This window comes from Streptomyces sp. NPDC031210, assembly GCF_055570395.1.
Genome location: NZ_JBVIHH010000005.1, coordinates 141,767 through 161,243 on the forward strand (window position 1 = coordinate 141,767; position 19,477 = coordinate 161,243).

Annotated in this window: 18 protein-coding genes; 5 read left to right on the plus strand and 13 right to left on the minus strand. The window is 72.9% G+C overall.

Features of this window, described 5'->3' with window-relative positions:
• Positions 1 to 61: 61 nt before the first annotated feature.
• From ACZ45Z_RS11985 to galT, 4 genes are all read right to left on the minus strand, one after another.
• The gene (locus ACZ45Z_RS11985) at positions 62 to 838 is read right to left on the minus strand and encodes a LuxR C-terminal-related transcriptional regulator (RefSeq protein WP_468360166.1); all 777 of its coding nucleotides are present in this window, start codon (positions 836 to 838) and stop codon (positions 62 to 64) included.
• Between the two features lie 255 nt (positions 839 to 1,093).
• Positions 1,094 to 2,290, minus strand: a complete 1,197-nt coding sequence (gene galK / locus ACZ45Z_RS11990; RefSeq protein ID WP_468360169.1) for a galactokinase — start codon at positions 2,288 to 2,290, stop codon at positions 1,094 to 1,096.
• A gap of 11 nt (positions 2,291 to 2,301) precedes the next feature.
• Positions 2,302 to 3,315, minus strand: a complete 1,014-nt coding sequence (galE, locus tag ACZ45Z_RS11995; protein ID WP_468360172.1) for a UDP-glucose 4-epimerase GalE — start codon at positions 3,313 to 3,315, stop codon at positions 2,302 to 2,304.
• On the minus strand, positions 3,312 to 4,385 hold the full coding sequence (gene galT / locus ACZ45Z_RS12000; RefSeq protein WP_468360175.1) for a galactose-1-phosphate uridylyltransferase: 1,074 nt from the start codon (positions 4,383 to 4,385) through the stop codon (positions 3,312 to 3,314). The genes galE and galT overlap by 4 nt, the downstream gene beginning before the upstream one ends.
• 209 nt (positions 4,386 to 4,594) lie before the next feature.
• On the opposite strand from galT, the gene ACZ45Z_RS12005 reads away from it, so the two are divergent.
• Both ACZ45Z_RS12005 and ACZ45Z_RS12010 read left to right on the plus strand, forming a co-directional pair.
• Positions 4,595 to 6,265, plus strand: a complete 1,671-nt coding sequence (locus tag ACZ45Z_RS12005; RefSeq protein ID WP_468360178.1) for a sodium:solute symporter family protein — start codon at positions 4,595 to 4,597, stop codon at positions 6,263 to 6,265.
• A 21-nt stretch (positions 6,266 to 6,286) separates the two neighbouring features.
• A complete protein-coding gene (locus tag ACZ45Z_RS12010; RefSeq protein ID WP_468360181.1) occupies positions 6,287 to 6,592 on the plus strand; it encodes a hypothetical protein in 306 nt (101 codons plus the stop codon).
• A 5-nt stretch (positions 6,593 to 6,597) separates the two neighbouring features.
• Here ACZ45Z_RS12010 and ACZ45Z_RS12015 read toward each other — a convergent pair whose 3' ends face one another.
• From ACZ45Z_RS12015 to ACZ45Z_RS12025, 3 genes are all read right to left on the minus strand, one after another.
• Positions 6,598 to 7,314 (minus strand): response regulator transcription factor, encoded by a 717-nt coding sequence (locus tag ACZ45Z_RS12015; protein WP_468360184.1) that lies wholly within the window; start codon positions 7,312 to 7,314, stop codon positions 6,598 to 6,600.
• A gap of 192 nt (positions 7,315 to 7,506) precedes the next feature.
• On the minus strand, positions 7,507 to 9,306 hold the full coding sequence (locus ACZ45Z_RS12020) for an ABC-F family ATP-binding cassette domain-containing protein (RefSeq protein ID WP_468360187.1): 1,800 nt from the start codon (positions 9,304 to 9,306) through the stop codon (positions 7,507 to 7,509).
• 511 nt (positions 9,307 to 9,817) lie between these two features.
• Positions 9,818 to 10,033, minus strand: coding sequence for a hypothetical protein (locus ACZ45Z_RS12025; RefSeq protein WP_468360190.1), 216 nt, complete (start codon positions 10,031 to 10,033; stop codon positions 9,818 to 9,820).
• Between the two features lie 188 nt (positions 10,034 to 10,221).
• On the opposite strand from ACZ45Z_RS12025, the gene ACZ45Z_RS12030 reads away from it, so the two are divergent.
• Both ACZ45Z_RS12030 and ACZ45Z_RS12035 read left to right on the plus strand, forming a co-directional pair.
• Positions 10,222 to 11,079: a helix-turn-helix domain-containing protein gene (locus tag ACZ45Z_RS12030; RefSeq protein WP_468360193.1), complete on the plus strand. Its 858-nt coding sequence runs from the start codon at positions 10,222 to 10,224 to the stop codon at positions 11,077 to 11,079.
• Positions 11,060 to 11,278 (plus strand): DUF397 domain-containing protein, encoded by a 219-nt coding sequence (locus tag ACZ45Z_RS12035; protein WP_468360196.1) that lies wholly within the window; start codon positions 11,060 to 11,062, stop codon positions 11,276 to 11,278. Before ACZ45Z_RS12030 ends, ACZ45Z_RS12035 begins: the two co-directional genes overlap by 20 nt.
• A gap of 180 nt (positions 11,279 to 11,458) precedes the next feature.
• Here the strand turns inward: ACZ45Z_RS12035 and ACZ45Z_RS12040 are convergent, their stop codons facing one another.
• From ACZ45Z_RS12040 to rsmI, 6 genes are all read right to left on the minus strand, one after another.
• Positions 11,459 to 12,361, minus strand: a complete 903-nt coding sequence (locus tag ACZ45Z_RS12040) for a 4-(cytidine 5'-diphospho)-2-C-methyl-D-erythritol kinase (protein WP_468360199.1) — start codon at positions 12,359 to 12,361, stop codon at positions 11,459 to 11,461.
• Positions 12,358 to 13,275, minus strand: coding sequence for a 16S rRNA (adenine(1518)-N(6)/adenine(1519)-N(6))-dimethyltransferase RsmA (gene rsmA, locus ACZ45Z_RS12045; RefSeq protein ID WP_468360202.1), 918 nt, complete (start codon positions 13,273 to 13,275; stop codon positions 12,358 to 12,360). The genes ACZ45Z_RS12040 and rsmA overlap by 4 nt, the downstream gene beginning before the upstream one ends.
• Before the next feature lie 73 nt (positions 13,276 to 13,348).
• Positions 13,349 to 14,836 carry a ubiquitin-like domain-containing protein gene (locus ACZ45Z_RS12050; RefSeq protein WP_468360205.1) on the minus strand — a complete coding sequence of 496 codons (1,488 nt, stop codon included), beginning with the start codon at positions 14,834 to 14,836 and terminating at the stop codon, positions 13,349 to 13,351.
• A gap of 112 nt (positions 14,837 to 14,948) precedes the next feature.
• Complete coding sequence (locus ACZ45Z_RS12055; protein WP_468360208.1) at positions 14,949 to 15,851, minus strand: TatD family hydrolase; 903 nt, start codon at positions 15,849 to 15,851, stop codon at positions 14,949 to 14,951.
• Positions 15,852 to 15,884: 33 nt separating this feature from the next.
• Positions 15,885 to 16,328 (minus strand): hypothetical protein, encoded by a 444-nt coding sequence (locus ACZ45Z_RS12060; protein WP_468360211.1) that lies wholly within the window; start codon positions 16,326 to 16,328, stop codon positions 15,885 to 15,887.
• A gap of 172 nt (positions 16,329 to 16,500) precedes the next feature.
• A complete protein-coding gene (rsmI, locus tag ACZ45Z_RS12065; protein ID WP_468360214.1) occupies positions 16,501 to 17,475 on the minus strand; it encodes a 16S rRNA (cytidine(1402)-2'-O)-methyltransferase in 975 nt (324 codons plus the stop codon).
• 136 nt (positions 17,476 to 17,611) lie between these two features.
• On the opposite strand from rsmI, the gene ACZ45Z_RS12070 reads away from it, so the two are divergent.
• Complete coding sequence (locus ACZ45Z_RS12070) at positions 17,612 to 19,297, plus strand: dolichyl-phosphate-mannose--protein mannosyltransferase (RefSeq protein ID WP_468360782.1); 1,686 nt, start codon at positions 17,612 to 17,614, stop codon at positions 19,295 to 19,297.
• Positions 19,298 to 19,477 lie beyond the last annotated feature (180 nt).

Sequence of the window (19,477 nt, forward strand, 5' to 3'; positions counted from 1 at the left end):
TCCCCCTACGGGCCCGTACGGCCCCGGCGCGGGCCGAGGCGGGGGCCGCCCGGCGGACCGCTCAGGGCACCGGCAGCGAGGCCGCCGTGGCCGTCTCGATCTCGACCGGCCCCACGCCCGCCCGCCGGGCCAGGGCCACCGCCGCGAGCGTGGAGTGCACGCCCAGCTTGCCCAGGACGTTCTGCATGTGGGTGCGCACGGTGTGCGGGGAGAGGAACAGCCGCTCGGCGACCGCCTTGCGGCCCAGCCCGGCCACCATGCAGCGCAATACCTCCCGTTCGCGCGGCGTCAGCGACTCCACCAGCCGTTCGCTGTCCGAGCGGTGCTTGCGGGCGGCCGTCAGCTCCCGCAGTACGCCGGTCAGCAGGGCGGGCGGCAGATGCGTCTCGTCGCGCAGCACGCCGCGGATGACGGCGAGCAGCCGGGAGAGCGAGCAGTCCTTGGCGACCCAGCCCGACGCGCCGGCCTGGAGGGCGGCGGCCGCGCGGCGCGGGTCGTCGCGTTCGGCCAGGACGACGGTGCGCAGATACGGATGGCTGGTGCGCAGGGTGGACACCAGCGCGATGCCGGCCGGCGGGCCGCCGCGCGGCACGCCGTCGCGGGCGGACGGCTGGGCGGGTACCGCGGTGAGCGGCACGGTGACGGCCGTCAGATCGGCGTCGGCGAGCAGCACGTCGAAGCGGCGGCCGTCGGCGGCCGCCCGCTCCAGACCGCGCAGGGCCGCCGGGGCGCTGCCCGCGGCCGCGACGTCCACGTCCTGCTCCGCCGCGAGCGCGGCCGCCAGGGATTCGGCGAAGATGCGGTGGTCGTCGACCACCAGAACCCGGATGCGTTGCACGGAGACCCCCTGTCTCGGTGAACGGACCATAGCGGGCATGAGGCCCGGATTGAAGATCGCCTCAACCGCACGGCCACCGCCGTGTCCGCCGGACCACCCCGCCCCGGGCGCCGTGTCGACGGTCTCGCCCCCTGATCGGCGCCGGCCCCGCCGGCGCTGGGCACAGCCTACGGACGGGGTACGGCCGGGGAGGGGCCATTGGGGAAACCGGCCCCGGTGGCCGTACGACGCCGTGGGCGCCCCTGTGGCGGACGCCTAGGCCAGGCGACGGGCGCCGGCGCTCGGCACGGCCGTGAAGACCCGTGGCGCGGCATACCGGGCCTCGGCGAACGCCTCGGTGACCGCGGCGGTGACGGCCGGCGCGGTGCCTTCCTCGACGAGTGCGAGCGCCGAGCCGCCGAAGCCGCCGCCGGTCATCCGGGCGCCCACCGCGCCCGCGGCGCCGGCGGTTTCGACGGCGAGGTCCAGTTCCGGGCAGGAGATCTTGAAGTCGTCGCGGAGGGAGGCGTGACCGGCGGTCAGCAGGGGGCCGATGGCGCGGATGTCGCCCGCGTCAAGACGGGCGATGACCTCCTCGACGCGGTGGTTCTCGGTGACGATGTGCCGTACCAGGGCCTGAACGGCCGGTTCGCCGGCCAGTTTTTCGCACGCTTCGGGCAGATGCGCGTACGGCACGTCGCGCAGGGCGCGCACTCCGAGCGCCCGCGCACCGCGCTCACAACCGGCGCGCCGCTCCGCGTACGCGCCGTCTCCCAGTTCGTGCTTCACGCAGGTGTCCACGACCAGGAGTTGGAGCCCCTGGCCCGCGAGGTCGAAGGGGATCTGACGCCGGGTGAGGTCGCGGGTGTCCAGGAAGAGGGCGTGGCCTTCGGTGCAGCAGGCGGCGGCGGTCTGGTCCATGATTCCGCAGGGAACGCCGACGAAGGCGTTCTCGGCGCGCTGGGCGAGCCGGGCCAGGTCCTGGGCGGGGAGCGCGAGCGCGTAGAGGTCGTTGAGGGCGAGTGCGGTGGCGACCTCCAGGGCGGCGGAGGAGGACAGTCCGGCGCCGGTGGGCACCGTGGAGTCGTAGTGCAGGTCCGCGCCGCCCACCGGCAGGCCGGCCTCCCGCATCGCCCAGACGATGCCCGCGGGGTAGGCGGCCCAGTTGGCGCCGGGGGCCGGCCGCAGGTCGTCGACGCGCAGTTCGACGATGCCGCCGCCGGCTCCGCCGGAGTGCAGCCGCAGCACTCCGTCGGTGCGGGGCGAGGCGGCGGCGAGGGTGGTGTGCGGGAGGGCCAGCGGCATCACGAAACCGTCGTTGTAATCGGTGTGTTCACCGATCAGGTTGACCCGGCCCGGCGCCGCCCAGACGCCCTCGGGGGCGGCGCCGTGCACCGCGCGGAAGGCCGCGGCGGTGTGCGGGGCGCCGTGGCGGCGCTCGGCGGTCGGGGTGACGGCTGCGTGAGCGGTCATCGAAGGGACTCCTAGGTCCGGGCGGGGTCGCGGTCGAGGTGCTGTGCGAACTGCCAGGCGTCGGCGACGATTCCGGCGAGGTCGGCGCGGGTGGGCCGCCAGCCGAGCCGGTCGGTGGCGGTCTGGGCGGAGGCGACCAGGACGGCCGGGTCGCCGCCGCGGCGCGGGGCGGTGATCTCGGGGACGGGGTGTCCGGTGACCTTGCGGACGGTTTCGATGACCTCGCGTACGGAGAAGCCGTTGCCGTTGCCGAGGTTGCAGATCAGGTGCTCGCCGGCGGTCGCGGCGTCCAGGGCGAGGAGGTGGGCCTCGGCGAGGTCGGCGACGTGGATGTAGTCGCGTACGCAGGTGCCGTCGGGGGTGGGGTAGTCGTCGCCGAAGACGGAGATCGCCTCGCGCTTGCCCTGGGCGACCTGGAGGACGAGGGGGATGAGGTGGGACTCGGGGTCGTGGCGCTCGCCGCAGGTGCCGTAGGCGCCGGCGACGTTGAAGTAGCGCAGGGAGACGGCGGCCAGGCCGTGCGCGGCGGCCTCGCCGCTGATCATGTGGTCGACGGCGAGCTTGCTGGCACCGTAGGGGCTGGTGGGCGCGGTCGCCGCGGCCTCGGTGATGGGGGTGGTGACCGGCTCGCCGTAGGTGGCGGCGGTGGAGGAGAAGACGAGGGTGCGCACGCCGTTGTCGCGCATGGCGGTGAGCACGTCCATGCTGCCGCCGACGTTGTTGCGCCAGTACTTCTCGGGGTCCGCCACGGACTCGCCGACCTGCGAGAACGCGGCGAAGTGCAGCACCGCGTCGTAGGAGGGGTCCAGCCATCGGGCGGCGTCCTGGATGCGGCCCTCGATGAAGCGGGCGCCCTCGGGGACGCCCTCGCGGTGGCCGGTGGACAGGTCGTCCAGCACAGTCACTTCGTGGCCGGCCTCCAGCAGATGCGCCGCCACGACGCTGCCGACATAGCCGGCACCGCCGGTGACCAGGTACTTCCGGGCTACGGGGGTGGCCCCCGGGGACGACACGGTGTTGCTCACTGACTCGCTACCTCTCGCAGTCGCTCGGCCGCGGCCTCCGGCGGCACGTCGTTGATGAACACGTTCATGCCGGATTCGGAACCCGCGAGGAACTTCAGCTTGCCGGAAGTGCGGCGAATGGTGAAAACCTCGACGTGCAGCGCGAACTCGGCGCGGTCGGCGGCGTGTACGGGCGCCTGGTGCCAGGCGGCGATGTACGGCGTGCGCGCCGCGGCCGCCGGGCGGCGGTCCGGGCCGGTGCCCGCGTCGAAGAGCCGGTCGAACCGGCGCAGGATCTCCAGGTAGACCTGGGGGAATTCCTTGCGGGCGGCGTCGTCCAGGGCGAGCAGGTCGGGGACGCGGCGCTTGGGGTAGAGGTGCACCTCGTAGGGCCAGTGGGCGGCGTAGGGCACGAAGGCGGTCCAGTGGTCGCCGTCCAGCACGACGCGGCGGCCGTCGGCGCGTTCGTCGGCGAGGACGTCGTCGAAGAGGTTGCGGCCGCCGGTGCGCTCGCGGTGGGCGGCCAGGGAGGCCAGCGTCCGTTCGGTGCGGGGGGTGACGAAGGGGTAGGCGTAGATCTGGCCGTGCGGGTGGCCGAGGGTGACGCCGATCTCGGCGCCGCGGTTTTCGAAGCAGAAGACCTGGGCGACGCCGGGGAGTCGGGAGAGTTCGGCGGTGCGGTCGGTCCAGGCGTCCAGGACGAGGGCGGCCTGGTCGTCGGTGAGGTCGGCGAAGGACGCGTCGTGGTCGGGGGTGAAGCAGACGACCTCGCAGCGGCCGCTGTCGCCGGCGAGCGAGGGGAAGCGGTTCTCGAAGACGGCGACGTCGTAGTGGGGGGCGGGGATCTCGGACAGCCGGCCGTCGCGGGAGGGGCACAGCGGGCAGGCGTCGGCCGGCGGGTGGTAGGTGCGGCCCTGGCGGTGGGAGGCGACGGCCACCCGGTCGCCGAGGAGGCGGTCGTGGCGGATCTCGGAGGCGGTGGAGACCGGGTCGAGGGGGCGGCGGTCGGTGGCGTCGCGTACGGCGTCGTCGTGGGCGTCGTAGTAGATGAGCTCCCGGCCGTCCGCCAGTCGGGTCGACGTCTTTTTCACGGGGCTCCTCACACGACTACCGAACACAAACAAACACAATGAAGCACAAGGCAACAGGCGCGTCAACGTGGGGCCCTGCGGCGGGCATTGCCGCCGATACCGTCCTGGTCGATCACGATCCAACAAACTGAACCAACAGAAGTGTTCAGTTTCCGGCGGGGTGCGCGTAGCTTTTTGTGCGTTCTTCCCCGCCCCCGAAGAGAGTGCCCATGATCACCCTGGCTGAAGGGCTCCGGCTCCCCACCAACGGACTCGACTACACCATCCTGGCCCTGTACTTCGCCGTCGTGCTCGGCATCGGTTTCGCGGCCCGGCGCAGCGTCAAAACCAGTCTGGACTTCTTCCTGTCCGGCCGGTCCCTGCCCGCCTGGGTCACCGGTCTGGCGTTCGTCGCCGCCAACCTGGGGGCCACCGAGATCCTCGGCATGGCCGCCAACGGCGCCCAGTACGGGGCGTACACCGTGCACTGGTACTGGATCGGCGCCATCCCGGCGATGGTCTTCCTCGGCCTGGTGATGATGCCGTTCTACTACGGCTCCAAGGTCCGCTCGGTGCCCGAGTTCCTGCTGCACCGCTTCGGCCCGTCCTCGCACCTGCTGTCGTCGGTGATCTTCGCCGTCTCCTCGGTGCTCATCGCGGGCGTGAACCTCTACGCGATGGCGATCGTGCTCCAGGCGCTGCTCGGCTGGCCGCAGTGGGTGGCGATCGTCGTCGCCGGCTTCTTCGTCCTGGCGTACATCACCATCGGCGGCCTGTCCTCGGCGATCTACAACGAGGTGCTCCAGTTCTTCGTCATCCTGGCCGCGCTGATACCCCTGACCGTCGTCGGCCTCAAGCGCGTCGGCGGCTGGGACGGCCTGACCGACTCGCTCTCCTCCTCACACGGCGACGCGTTCCTGACGGCCTGGAAGGGCACCGGCATCGGCGAGGGCAACCCGCTCGGCGCGAACTGGCTGACCATCGTCCTGGGCCTGGGCTTCGTGATGAGCTTCGGCTACTGGACGACGAACTTCGCCGAGGTGCAGCGCGCCCTGTCGGCCAAGAACCTCTCCGCCGCCAGGCGCACCCCGCTCATCGCCGCCTTCCCCAAGATCCTCATCCCGCTGGTCGTCGTCGTTCCGGGCCTGATCGCCCTGGTCATGGAGCCGACGCTGGGCAAGACCAAGGACGGGCTCCAGTACAACGACGCCATTCCGGTGCTCATGCGGGACCTGCTGCCCAACGGGGTGCTGGGCATCGCGGTGACCGGTCTGCTGGCCGCCTTCATGGCCGGCATGGCCGCCAACGTGTCGTCGTTCAACACCGTCTTCACCAACGACATCTGGGCCGCGTACCTGAAGAAGGGCCGCGAGGACCGCCACTACCTCGCCACCGGCCGCGTCGTCACCGCCGTCGGCGTGCTGATCGGCATGGGCACGGCCTTCATCGCCTCGTCCTTCAGCAACATCATGAACTACCTCCAGACGCTGTTCTCCTTCTTCAACGTCCCGCTGTTCGTGGTGTTCATCATCGGGATGTTCTGGAAGCGCACCAGCGCCGCCGCCGGGTTCTGGGGCCTGCTGTCGGGCACCACCGCCGCGATGGTGAACTACTTCGGGCTCTACAAGCAGGGCGTCATCGCCATTCCCTCCGAGCAGGGCGCCAACTTCGTCTCCTCGATCGTCGCGTTCGTCGTCGGCGCCGTGGTGATGCTCGTCGTCACCCTGGTCACCGAACCCAAGCCGGCCGCGTCCCTCGCCGGCCTGGTCTACGGCTCCAGGTCACCCGGCATGGAGGAACCGCCCGCCGCGGGAGACGACGCGTGGTACCGCAAGCCGGCCCTGCTGGGCTGGGGCGCGGTCGCCCTCGCCGCCCTGTGCTACATCCCCTTCTCCTTCTGAGTCTGCCGAGGAACGCACACCATGAGCGACTACCAGCACGAGGTCGAGGAACTGGAACGCGAGTCGGCCACCGCGGCGCGGCTGTTCGACGTACGGCGCATCATCGGCGGCCTGTTCGCCGTCTACGGCGTGATCGTCACCCTCGCCGGCCTCACCGCCTCCGACGCGGACCTGAAGAAGGCCCAGGACATCAACATCAACCTGTGGACGGGGCTGGGCATGCTCGCCCTGGGCCTGTTCTTCCTCGTCTGGCTGAAGCTGCGGCCGGCCCTCCCGCCGACCGCCGCCGAACTGCGGGAAGGAATCGACGACCACTCGGGCCACTGACCGAACTACGACGGCGGGGCCGCGTCCTCCGGCTCCGCCGCCGGTGCCGCCCCGTCGCCCCTGGCCGCCCGCTCCAGCAGCCCCGTACGCGCCGCCAGGGCCGCGGCCTCCAGCCGGGAGCCGACCTCCAGCTTCATCAGGACCCGCTGCACATGGGTGCGCGCGGTGCTCGGCGCGATGTCCATCCCGGCCGCTATCAGCCGGGTGTCCTCACCGTCCGCGACCCGCATCAGCACCTCCACCTCGCGCGGGGTGAGCAGCCGCAGCAGCCGCGCGCCCTCGTCGTCGGGCTGGGCGGCGGGGTGCAGCAGCTCCTCGAACGCCTGCTGGAGCAACTGCGGCGAGACGGCCGCGTCGCCCGCCCGCGCCTTCATCATGGCGCGCTCGACGCCCTCGATGCGCTCGTCGTTGCGGACGTAGCCGGACGCGCCGGCGGCGAACGCGGCGGCGATACCGCGCGGGCTGGGCACCGGCCCCAGCACCACGACCGCCACCTGCGGCCGCTCCTTCTTGATCCGTACGACCGGGTCGAACGCGCCCGGCTCGGCCGGTGCGGCGGTCCCCAGCAGGCACACCTCGGGCGCCCGGCTCACCACCAGGTCAGCGGCGCCGGCGCACGGCGCGGCCGCCGCCAGCACGCGGTGCCCGCGCAGCTTCAGGGCCGAGGCGAGCGCCTCGGCGAGCAGACGGTGATCGTCGACCACCATCAGCCGTACGCCCATCGAGCCACCCCCTCAGTCCCCGGCGGATCCCGCCCCCGGCCCCCGCCGGGCCCGTCGTCCCCGGGAAGCTACACGTTCGGGTGGCCGGGCGCGGGCGTACCGGGGAGAAGACCACCGGAATGCCGGATCCTGGCCATATACGGGCCGATTGCCGCCGGGTGGCCGGTCGGCCGCCCCGCGCGCCCCGCTCCGCTACGCGTCCTCGGCCAGCTCCAGCCAGCGCATCTCCAACTCGTCCCGCTCGGCCGCCAGTTCCCGCAGGCGGGCGTCGAGACCGGCGACCTTCTCGAAATCGGTGGCGTGCTCGGCGATCTGCGCGTGGAGCGTGGACTCCTTGCCGCCGATCTTGTCCAACTGCCGCTCGATCTTCTGGAGTTCCTTCTGCGCCGCGCGGTTGACGGCCGCCGCCTTCTTGGGCGCCGCGGCCTGCTGCGACGGCGCCGGCACCGCGGCGTCGATCACCTGCTGGCGGCGCTCCAGGTACTCGTCGAGGCCGCGCGGCAGCATCCGCAGCCGGGCGTCGCCCAGGAGCGCGAAGACGCGGTCGGTGGTCCGCTCGATGAAGTACCGGTCGTGGCTGATGACGATCATCGAGCCGGGCCAGCCGTCGAGGAGGTCCTCGAGCTGCGTCAGGGTCTCGATGTCCAGGTCGTTGGTCGGCTCGTCCAGGAACAGGACGTTGGGCTCGTCCATCAGCAGGCGCAGGATCTGCAGCCGGCGCCGCTCACCGCCGGAGAGGTCGCCGACCGGCGTCCACTGCTTCTCCTTGCTGAAACCGAACCGCTCGCAGAGCTGCCCGGCGGTCATCTCCCGGCCCTTGCCGAGGTCGACCCGCTCGCGCACCCGCTGGACGGCCTCCAGCACGCGCAGCGCGGGGTCGAGTTCGGCGACCTCCTGGGAGAGGTAGGCCAGCTTGACGGTCTTGCCGACGGTGATCTCGCCGGCCGCGGGCTGCGCCTCGCCCTGGGTGCGGGCCGCGTCGGCCAGCGCCCGCAGCAGCGAGGTCTTGCCCGCGCCGTTCACACCCACCAGGCCGACCCGGTCGCCGGGGCCGAGCTGCCAGGTCAGGTGCTTGAGCAGCACCTTCGGCCCGGCCTGGACGGTGACGTCCGCCAGCTCGAAGACGGTCTTGCCCAGCCGGGAGTTGGCGAACTTCATCAGCTCGGCGGTGTCCCGCGGCGGCGGCACGTCGGCGATGAGTTCGTTGGCGACCTCGATGCGGAAGCGGGGCTTGCTGGTGCGGGCGGGGGCGCCGCGCCGCAGCCACGCCAGCTCCTTGCGCATGAGGTTCTGCCGCTTGGCCTCCTCGGTGGCCGCGATCCGCTCGCGCTCGGCCCGCGCGAAGACGTAGTCGCTGTAGCCGCCCTCGTATTCGTGCACGTCGCCGCGCTGGACGTCCCACATGCGGGTACAGACCTGGTCCAGGAACCACCGGTCGTGGGTGACGACCACCAGCGCGGAGCGGCGGGCCCGCAGGTGCCGGGCCAGCCAGGAGATGCCCTCGACGTCGAGGTGGTTGGTGGGCTCGTCCAGGACGATCAGGTCCTGCTCGGCGATCAGCAGCTTGGCCAGCGCGATCCGCCGCCGCTCGCCACCGGACAGCGGCCCGATGACGGTGTCCAGGCCCTTCTCGAAGCCCGGCAGGTGCAGGTCGCCGAACAGGCCCGTCAGGACGTCCCTGATCTTGGCGTTGCCCGCCCACTCGTGGTCGGCGAGGTCGCCGATGACCTCGTGCCGGACGGTGGCGGCCGGGTCGAGGGAGTCGTGCTGCGTCAGCACGCCGAGCCGCAGCCCGCCGGAGTGCGTGACCCGGCCGTCGTCCGCGCTCTCCAGCTTGGCGAGGATCCGGATCAGGGTGGTCTTGCCGTCCCCGTTGCGCCCGACGACGCCGATCCGGTCCCCCTCGTTGACACCGAGCGAGACACCGTCGAGCAGGGCACGGGTCCCGTAGACCTTGCCGACGGCTTCCAGATTGACGAGGTTGACGGCCATCTCACTCCTGCGTTGCACATCGATAGACGCACCCAGCCTAGTCGGCGGCGGACGGGGGCCCTTCCGCGCGGGTTCGCGGCGGGCGGCGACGGCCCGCCCTCGGCCGGCCGGCGGGTCGCCGGGGGTGCCGGCGGCTGCCGGGGGCGTGGCGTGGGCGCCCCGCTCTTCGGGCGGCCTCATCGGCGTCCGCCCCCACCGGACGACCATGTGTTGAGTCTGCGCACGGTCTCGTCCAGCTCCCGGCGCCTGACGTCCTGAGCCGCAGGGCGCCGTTCCGCCTCCGACGCGCACACGTAGGGCCGGACGAGGAGGCTGTGCTCGCCGGACAGCACGAGCAGGCCGGGCGGGACCCGGGTGACGCGCACGAGCCGGCGCCTCGCCGGAGGCGCCGACGACCAGGCCGTGGCGGACAGGACACCGCTGCTGCCGACCGCCCGATGGCCGCCGCGAGCCGGAAGCAACCGACCCAGCAGCGCGGCAAAGAGCGTTCGGACGAGGCCGGTCGGTCCCTTCAACGGGTGGCCGCCTTACGGAGGGCCTCGGCGAGCCTGCGGGCGGTGGCCGCGTGGCAATTACCGAGGGCGACGAGCGGAACGGCGTAGCTGCCCGCGAAGCCGGGCAGATCGACGCCGAGCGACGGCAGCGTGATGCCGTTGTCCTTGAGCGCGGTACGCAGCTCTTCGGCGCTGTCCCGCACGTCGTCGGGGGTGGGGTGGTCAGTGGACATCGAACCTGCGCCTTCCTTTACGCATGGCGACGAATCGCTCACACAGTGACGTGACGCGGCGTAGCGTGAAAGGGGTTTGGGCTCCCGGCCGTGGCCTCGGGAATGTGCGGTGCGAGTGGGGGAAACGCGGGGAACCGCCGGGGCTCGTCCGGAAAACCGTGAAGCACATACCTGTACGGCGGTGAAGCGTGGCACGACGCAAGGACATTGACGGCTCGACGGGAGTTCCGACCTTCTACGGCAAGGAACTGCGCTACCAGCGGGAGCTGGCCGGACTCACCCTCCAGCAACTGGTCGAGGGCAGCTTCTACGGCCCGAGCCACCTCAGCGAGATCGAGCGCGGCGAGCGACGCATGCCGGCGGATCTTGCCGAGCATGTGGACAAGGTGCTCGGTACCGACGGGTTCTTCGGGCGGCGGTGCGAGGACGTGCGAAAGGCGAAGCGGAAGGGCCATCCCCCCTACTACGAGGACATCCTGGAGGCGGAGAAGCGCGCGGAGAGCATCGAGGAGTGGTGCCCGACCCTCATCCCCGGCCTGTTGCAGACGGCGGCGTACACGCGGGCACTGGTGCGGGCAACGCAGCCGCTGGCGACCGACGAGGAGGTGGAGGTGAAGATCAGCGCCCGCATGGCGCGGGCCCGCCTGTTCGAGGACGACCCCAAGACCCCGGAATACTGGGTGATCCTGCCCGAGCACGTGTTGCGATGCCCGATGCTCCCTTCGGAGGAGATGGCCGATCAGCTCGACCGCATCGCGGCGCTGGCGAGGCGCCACCGGGTCATTCCACAGATCCTGCCGTGGAACTGCGGACCGCACCCCCTCATGGCGGTGGGCTTGCTGCAGCTCCTGACCTTCCCGGATGCCCCGCCGCTGGCCTACCTGGAATCGGAGTACAGCAGTGACACCATCGACGATTCGGCCCTCGTGAAGAAATACCGCAAGGCATACGATCGGCTGAGGGCCGCCGCGCTACCGCCGAAGGCGTCCCTCACCCTGATCGAGGCGGCCGCAGAGGACTACCGAAATGGCAAGCAGCCGAATTGACTTGAGCACCGCCGTCTGGCGCAAGAGCAGCTACACCAACGGTGACGGCGCGAACTGCGTCGAGGTCGTCGACGACCTCCCCGGCGTCGTCCCCGTCCGCGACTCCAAGGACCCGCACGGCCCCGCGATCGTCTTCCCGGCCGCCGCCTGGACGTCCTTCGTCTCCGCCGTCAAGGACGCCGGGCTGCCGGGCGCTTGAGGGCTCCCCGGCGCAGTAGTGCCCCCGGGCGCTTGAGTACGCCCGGCGCAGGGCGACGGCCGCGGGAAGGGGGCGGGGAAACGGGAACTCCGCCCGCCCCCGCCCCGTTGTGGCCCGCAGGGGGCGCTCGCATCCCCTACGGGATCTGTTCGCCCGCCCCCTAGAGGACCGTCGCCCCCGCTAGAGGACCGTCGCCCCCGCCGCCGGAGAATCCGCCACCCGCACCTGGCGGCAGGTGCCCGATGCCAGCAGCGCCGCCGCCACGTCCTGGGCGGCCTCGGCGTCCTTGGCCAGGAACGCGGTGGTCGGGCCGGAGCCGGAGACGAGGGCGGCCAGGGCGCCGGCGGCGGTGCCGGCGTTGAGGGTCGCGGTCAGGGTGGGGCGCAGGGACAGTGCCGCGGGCTGGAGGTCGTTGCTCAGCGTCGCGGCGAGGGCGGTGGCGTCGCCGCTCTCCAGGGCGGCCAGCAGCGCCGGGTCCGCCTCGGGCGCGGGGATGTCCGTACCCGCCGTCAGGCGGTCGAACTCGCGGTAGACGGCCGGGGTGGACAGTCCGCCGTCGGCGACCGCGAAGACCCAGTGGAACGCGCCGCCCACGCTCAGCGGCGTCAGCAGCTCGCCGCGACCGCGGCCCAGGGCCGCGCCGCCGACGTAGCTGAACGGCACGTCGCTGCCCAACTCGGCGCAGATGTCGAGGAGTTCGGTGCGCGAGGCGCCCGTCGACCACAGGGCGTCGCAGGCCAGCAGGGCGGCCGCGGCGTCCGCGCTGCCGCCGGCCATGCCGCCCGCCACGGGGATGTCCTTGCGGATGTGGAGGTGGACGCGCGGCTCCAGGCCGTGCCGGGCGGCCAGCAGTTCGGCGGCACGGGCGGCCAGGTTCGTGCGGTCCAGCGGGATCTGGTCGGTGTCGTGGCCCTCGGCGGTGATCCGCAGGCTGTCTGCGGGGGTGGCGGTGACCTCGTCGTAGAGGCCGACGGCGAGGAAGACGTTGGCCAGGTCGTGGAAGCCGTCCGGGCGGGCGGCGCCGACGGCGAGCTGGACGTTGACCTTGGCCGGGACGCGGACGGTGATCGATGTGCGGCTCATACGGCTTCGTCTCCCGCCTGCCGGATGCCCGGCGTGCCACCCGGTCCCTTGTGTTCGGCGATCCGCGCGAACTCCTCGACGGTCAGGGCCTCGCCGCGGGCCTGCGGCGAGACGCCCGCGGCGACCAGCGCGGCCTCCGCGGCGGCGGCCGATCCGGCCCATCCCGCGAGGGCGGCCCGCAGGGTCTTGCGGCGCTGGGCGAAGGCCGCGTCGACCACCGCGAACACCTCCGCGCGGCTCGCGGTCGTCTCCAGCGGCTTCTCGCGGCGGACCAGCGAGACGAGGCCGGAGTCGACGTTGGGCGCGGGCCAGAAGACCTTGCGGCCGATGGAGCCGGCCCGCTTGACCTCGGCGTACCAGTTGGCCTTGACCGACGGCACGCCGTAGACCTTGTTGCCGGGGCGGGCGGCGAGCCGGTCGGCGACCTCGGCCTGGACCATGACCAGGGTGCGGTCGATGGTGGGGAACGCCGCGAGCATGTGCAGCAGCACCGGCACCGCGACGTTGTAGGGGAGGTTGGCGACCAGCGCGGTCGGCGCGGGCCCGGGCAGCTCGGTGACCTGCATCGCGTCGCTGTGCACCAGCGCGAAGCGGTCGGCGCGGTCGGGCATCCGGGCGGCGACGGTGGCGGGCAGCGCGGCGGCGAGCACGTCGTCGATCTCGACGGCGACGACCCGGTCGGCGGCCTCCAGCAGTCCCAGGGTCAGCGACCCCAGCCCGGGGCCGACCTCGACGACGACGTCGTCGGGCCGCACGTCGGCGGTCCGCACGATCCGGCGGACGGTGTTGGCGTCGATGACGAAGTTCTGGCCGCGCTGCTTGGTGGGGCGTACGCCCAGCGCGGTGGCCAGCTCGCGGACATCGGCGGGCCCCAGCAGAGGACCGGACTCGTCGGGGGTGGTGCTCTCAGTCATGCCGAAGCCTCGCTGCGCGCCGCCGCGGTCGCCCGCCGTGCGCGCCTTTCCGTTGTTCGCTCGCTGCGCTCGTTCACCGGTGAAGCTTACGGCCGCACACCGGCCACGGGCTCGCCCCCCGGGTGATGTAGAGCTTCTTGGCGCGGTAGGTCTGCTCCTGGGCGGGCGCGTCCTGGGGGCGGCCGTGGCCGCCGAGGCGGTGCCAGGTGGCGACGTCGAACTGGTAGAGGCCGCCGTAGTTGCCGGACGTGTCGACGGCGTTCGGCCGGCCGCCGGCCTCGCACCGCGCGAGCGCGTCCCAGGCGAGGTGGCCGGCGCCTTGGACCGAGGTCGGCAGGACGCGGGTGCCCAGGTGCACGATCTGCGGGCGGGGCGCCCGGACGACCTCGGTGGCCACCTGCTTGGGCTTCTGCTTGACGCCGTTGACGGTCCGCAGCCGGTAGGTGACCCGGCGCACGCCGGGCCGGCCCTGCTGGACGACGGACTGCGTGCCGCGGGTCAGGCTCGGATCGGGCCGCTTGATCGTCCGGAAGGGGACGGTCTCCTCGCGGACCTCCTGGAAGCCGGTGATGCGCAGTACCGAGATGGTCTGGCCCTCGCGCGGGAAGCTGTCCGGCGGGACGGAGGTGGTGTCCTGGTCGCGCAGGGCGAGGCCGGCCTGGGCGAGGGCCTCGCGGACGGTGGCGGCGTTGGTGCGGACCCGGTATTCGCGGCCGTCGGCGACGAAGACCACGGCGCGTTCGGTGCGGACGGCCAGCTCCAGGCCGTGCCGGTCGATGCGATGGTGGCGGGAGCTGGAGAGGTAGGCGCCCTCGGCGCGGACGCCGAGTTGGCGCAGCGCGCCGTCCACGGTGGCCGCGGTGGTCCACACCTGGTGGCGCTGTCCGTCGATGGTCAGGACGACGGGGCGGCCGTGGCGGACGACGACCTCGTCGCCGTTGCCCAGGGCGGTGCCGGGGGCGGGGGCGACGAGGTCGTGCCGGCCGATGTGCAGGTGTTCGTCGGCGAGCAGGTCGTCCACGTCGTCGGCGAAGGTGTGCAGGGTGCGGGGGGTGCCGTCGACGCTGAGCCGGACGGCTTTGTCGTGGGCGATGAAGGCGGTGGTGCCGCCGGCGAGGAAGGCGACGACCAGGGCGCGGGGCAGCAGCCGGCGCAGCGTTTCGGGGGTGGGGGCGGGGCGTTTGCGACGGGCGGCCTCGCGGGCGGCGCGGCGGGCGGCGGCGCGGCCGCCGGGGGCGGGCGGCAGGGTGGGGCCGGCGGGCGCGGGGGGCGGCGGGTCGGGGGAGGTGGACTGGTGGGGCAGCAGGCCGCGCGGCCCGGTCGCGGCCCGGGGGCCGTAGCGCCGATAGGGGGCGGGTGGTTCGTAGGGCGGGTACGGCGGCGGGTACGACGGCGTGGGGAAGGGCTCGTAGGGGGGCTCGTACCGGGGCTCGTACGGGGACTCGTAGGACGGCTCGTAGGAGGGCTCGTACGGCGGGGCCACGGTGGTGCCCGGGCTCCGGCCGCGGCGGCCGCGCGCGGCGCGGTGGCTGCTCTGCGAATGACTCACGACGCTCCACATGCCACTGATGCGGGTTGACGGCCGGAATGTAGCGGAGGCGACGGTGACTCTCCAAAGTCGACCCGCTACTCAGCGTGGCCGCGCCGGGGGTGGCGTGCGGTCCGCGGGGGCGTCAGTAGCCGAAGGCGCGTGCCGTGTTGGCCGCGACGGCCGAGGCCAGCGCGTCCTCGGTCATGCCCTTGACCTCGGCCATCGCACGGAGGGTGACGGGAATGAGGTAGGGCGCGTTGGGCCGGCCGCGGTAGGGCGCGGGGGTGAGGAAGGGGGCGTCGGTCTCGACGAGCACCAGTTCGGGTGGGGCAACGGCGAGCGCATCGCGCAGCGGCTGGGCGTTCTTGAAGGTGACGTTTCCGGCGAAGGAGAGGAAGTATCCGGCCGCCGCGCAGACCTTGGCCATCTCGGCGTCGCCGGAGAAGCAGTGGAAGACGACCCGCTCGGGCGCGCCCTCCTCGCGCAGGATCCGCAGGACGTCCTCGTGGGCGTCGCGGTCGTGGATGACGAGGGCCTTGTCGTGCCGTTTGGCGATCTCGATGTGGGCGCGGAAGGACCGCTGCTGGGCGGCCATGCCGTCGGGGCCGGTGCGGAAGTGGTCCAGGCCGGTCTCGCCGACGCCGCTGACGTGCGCGAGTGCGGCCAGCGCGTCGATCTCCGCCAGGGCCGCGTCCAGGGCGGCGTCGCCGCCGGCTTCGCGGGCATCCTGCCGCGACCATCCATCGGGGTCCCCGAGGACGATCCGGGGCGCTTCGTTGGGGTGCAGCGCTACGGTGGCCCGCACGCTGTCGTACGCGGCGGCGGTGTCCGCGGCCCACCGTGAGCCGGCCACGTCGCAGCCCACCTGGACGACGGTGGTGACCCCGACGGAGGCGGCCTTGGCCAGCGCCTCCTCGACGGTGTCGGTCGGGGCACCGTCCGGCGTTGTCCGGGGGAGCATGTCCAGGTGGGTGTGCGAGTCCGCGACCGCCACCCGCAGTGGTTCGGGCAGCGGCGGCGGGGTGTCCCTCTCGTGCTGTGCCATGGCCGCGATCCTACGAGGGCCGCGGCCCGGGCCTCACCTGTGGTGGTGCTGGAAGGGGTGCAGCAGGTCGGAGAGGTGCCAGTGGTGGCGCCGGGTGGTGTCGTCGGAGGTGGGGCCCGTGCTGTCCGGGGCCGTCCGCGGCTCGGCGGGATCGTCGTCGGCGGGGCGGCGCTGGTGCAGGCTCGCGATCGCGTGCGAGACCCGCGAGACCTGGCCGGCACGCATGATGCGCACCACGTTGCCAGCGCAGTTCAGACAGACGGGCCGGGTCAACGGGGACGGCACCCGCTCACCGTCGGCGTAATAGACGACGTGCATGTCGCCGGTGGCGTCCACGTGGTGTTCTATCTCGTACGCCTGCTCCCAGCCGTGGCCGCAGCGCATGCACGCGAAGGCGTACGCCTCGTGGGCCGCGGGTTCCTGACGGGGGGCGGGCGGGGCTGCGTCGGTGGCGGGAGTGGGTGCGATCTCGCTCATTGGCGCTCCTCTTGTCCGCTGGACAAGGTCTTCGGGGACCGGACGTCCCACTGGCCAGTGGACTCCTTTCCCCGGCCCGGCGCAGCGGCCTGGGCCCCCTATTGGCCCAGTTTTGGCCGGGCACAGAGGAAAGGCCCCGCCGCGTGGCCTCGCGCTTTACCTTCCAGGTTAGTCATTTACCTTCCGACGGTCCGGTTTTGGCCGAATCCTTCGCGCCGCCGGCCGCCTTCTCCGCCCCACCGGCCGCCTTCTCCGCCCCACCGGCCGCCTTCTCCGCCCCACCGGCCGCCTTCTCCGCCGCGACCGCCGCGTTCTTCGCCGCGACGACCGCGTCGAACACCTCCCGCTTGGGCAGACCGGCGTCCGCGGCGACCGCGGCGATGGCTTCCTTGCGCCGCTCCCCCGCCTCTTCCCGGACGCGGACCCGGCGCACCAGCTCCTCGGGACCCACGTCCTGCGGGCCGGTGTCCGGGGCACCCTCGACGACGACGGTGATCTCGCCGCGGACGCCCTCGGCCGCCCAGGGGGCGAGTTCGCCCAGCGGGCCGCGCTTGACCTCCTCGTAGGTCTTGGTCAGCTCGCGGCACACCGCGGCGCGCCGGTCCGCGCCGAAGACCTCGGCCATCGCGGCGAGGGTGTCGTCCAGGCGGTGGGGAGCCTCGAAGTAGACCAGGGTGCGGCGTTCGGCGGCGACCTCGCGCAGCCGGGAGAGCCGCTCGCCCGCCTTGCGGGGCAGGAATCCCTCGAAGCAGAAGCGGTCCACCGGCAGGCCGGAGACCGCGAGCGCGGTGAGGACGGCGCTGGGGCCCGGTACGGCGGTGACCTTCACACCGCGCTCGACGGCGGCGGCGACCAGGCGGTAGCCGGGGTCGGAGACCGACGGCATCCCGGCGTCGGTGACCAGCAGCACCCGCGCCCCGCCGGCCAGCGCGTCGGCCAGCTCCGGGGTGCGGGCCGCTTCGTTGCCCTCGAAGTACGACACGACCCGGCCGGTCGGCACGACGTCCAGCGCCTGGGTCAGCCGGCGCAGTCGCCGGGTGTCCTCGGCGGCGATCACGTCGGCGGCCGCGAGTTCGGTGGCGAGCCGCGGCGGGGCGTCCGCCACCTCGCCGATGGGCGTCCCTGCAAGTACCAGCGTTCCAGTCACACCACCATCCTCCCAGGGCCGCCACGGCCGACCCGCCGCCACCCGCCGGTGGCGCAGCGCGCCGGGCCACAGGGGCCTTCCCTACGATGGGCCGGTGACGAGTGACACCACGACCGACGCCGCGGCCCACCGCGCCATGGAGCCGGCCCCCCAGTACCCCGGGTGGCAGCGGCGGCTGCGCCGTTTCGGATACGCCGGCCGCCCGCGGGCCGATGTCCGGGAGCGGCTGGTGCCCGCCTTCCCCGAGCCGGGGACGCGGCTGTGGGCGGTGTTCGGCGTGGGCCCGGCGGGCGCCGCCCGGGCCGCGCGCTGGTCGGCCTGGGTCGGACCGCTGCTGGTGGCGCTGTTCGCGGGCCTGCTGCGGTTCTGGAACCTGGGCAGCCCACGCAAGGTGATATTCGACGAGACGTACTACCCCAAGGACGCCTGGTCACTGCTCCAGTACGGCTACGAGGGCACCTGGGCCAAGAACGCCAACGACGCGCTGGTCGGCCACCCGCCGCAGATCCTGCTCACGCCCGAGCACTCCTATGTCGTGCACCCGCCGATGGGCAAGTGGCTGATCGCGGCCGGCGAGTGGGTGTTCGGGATGAACCCCTTCGGCTGGCGGTTCACCGTCGCGCTGCTCGGCACGCTGTCGGTGCTGCTGGTGTGCCGCATCGGCCGCCGGCTGCTGCGCTCGACCGCGCTGGGCTGTCTGGCCGGCGCGCTGCTGGCCGTCGACGGGCTGCATTTCGTGATGAGCCGCACCGCGCTGCTGGACCTGATCGTGATGTTCTGGGTGGTGGCCGCCTTCGGCGCCCTGCTGGTGGACCGCGACCGCACCCGGGCCCGGCTGGCGGCGGCGCTTCCCGTGGGCCCGGACCAGTTGGCGCGCCCGGACGAGGAGGTCGGTGACGGGCTGCGGCTGGGGTGGCGGCCGTGGCGGATCGTCGCCGGGCTGTGCCTGGGCCTGTCCGCCGCGACGAAGTGGAACGGCCTGTACTACCTGGCGGCGTTCGCCCTGATGGCGGTGTTGTGGGACGTGGCGGCGCGGCGTACGGCCGGCGCCCGGCATCCGCTGCGCGCCGTGCTGCGCCGCGACGTCCTGCCCGCGTTCGGCGCGACCGTCGTCGTCGCGCTGGCCACCTACCTCGCGTCCTGGTCGGGCTGGCTGGCCACCAAGGGCGGCTACTACCGCGACTGGGCGACGACCACGGAGGGCCGCACCGGCTCATGGACCTGGCTGCCGGACTGGCTGCGCAGCCTGTGGCACTACCAGACCGAGGTCTACTCCTTCCACACCGGACTGACCACGCCGCACACCTACCAGTCCAACCCGTGGAGCTGGTTGGTCCTGGGCCGCCCGGTCTCCTACTTCTACGAGGACCCCAAGGCCGGCCAGGACGGCTGCACGGCCGCCGAGGGCTGCGCCCGCGAGGTCCTGGCGCTGGGCACACCGCTGCTGTGGTGGGCGGCGTGCTTCGCGCTGCTGTACGTCCTCTACCGCTGGCTGTTCCGGCGCGACTGGCGGGCCGGCGCGATCGCCTGCGCCGTCGCGGCGGGCTACCTGCCCTGGTTCCTCTACCAGGAGCGGACCATCTTCCTGTTCTACGCCGTGGTCTTCGTACCGTTCCTCTGCCTGGCGCTGGCCATGCTGACCGGCGCCCTCATCGGCCCCCCCGGCTCCACAGAACGACGCCGCACAATCGGCGCGGTCGGCGCCGGCGTACTGCTCCTCCTCATCGCCTGGAACTTCATCTACTTCTACCCGCTCTACACGGGCCAACCGATCCCGAAGTCGGCTTGGCACCACCGGATGTGGTTCGACAGTTGGGTGTAGGGGGTTTCCCCTGCCGGGCGCTCCGGCGCCTCGTCGCGGTCGTTGCCGCTCGTTGCCGGCCGTCTGTGGAGGGCCTCGGACACCCCACGGACGGCCCGGGCATGTCTGGAGAGTATGAGCACGGCCCAGGGACGGACCAGAGGGCGTGGAGCGGCCCCGGCCAGGGGGGACCTCTGGTCG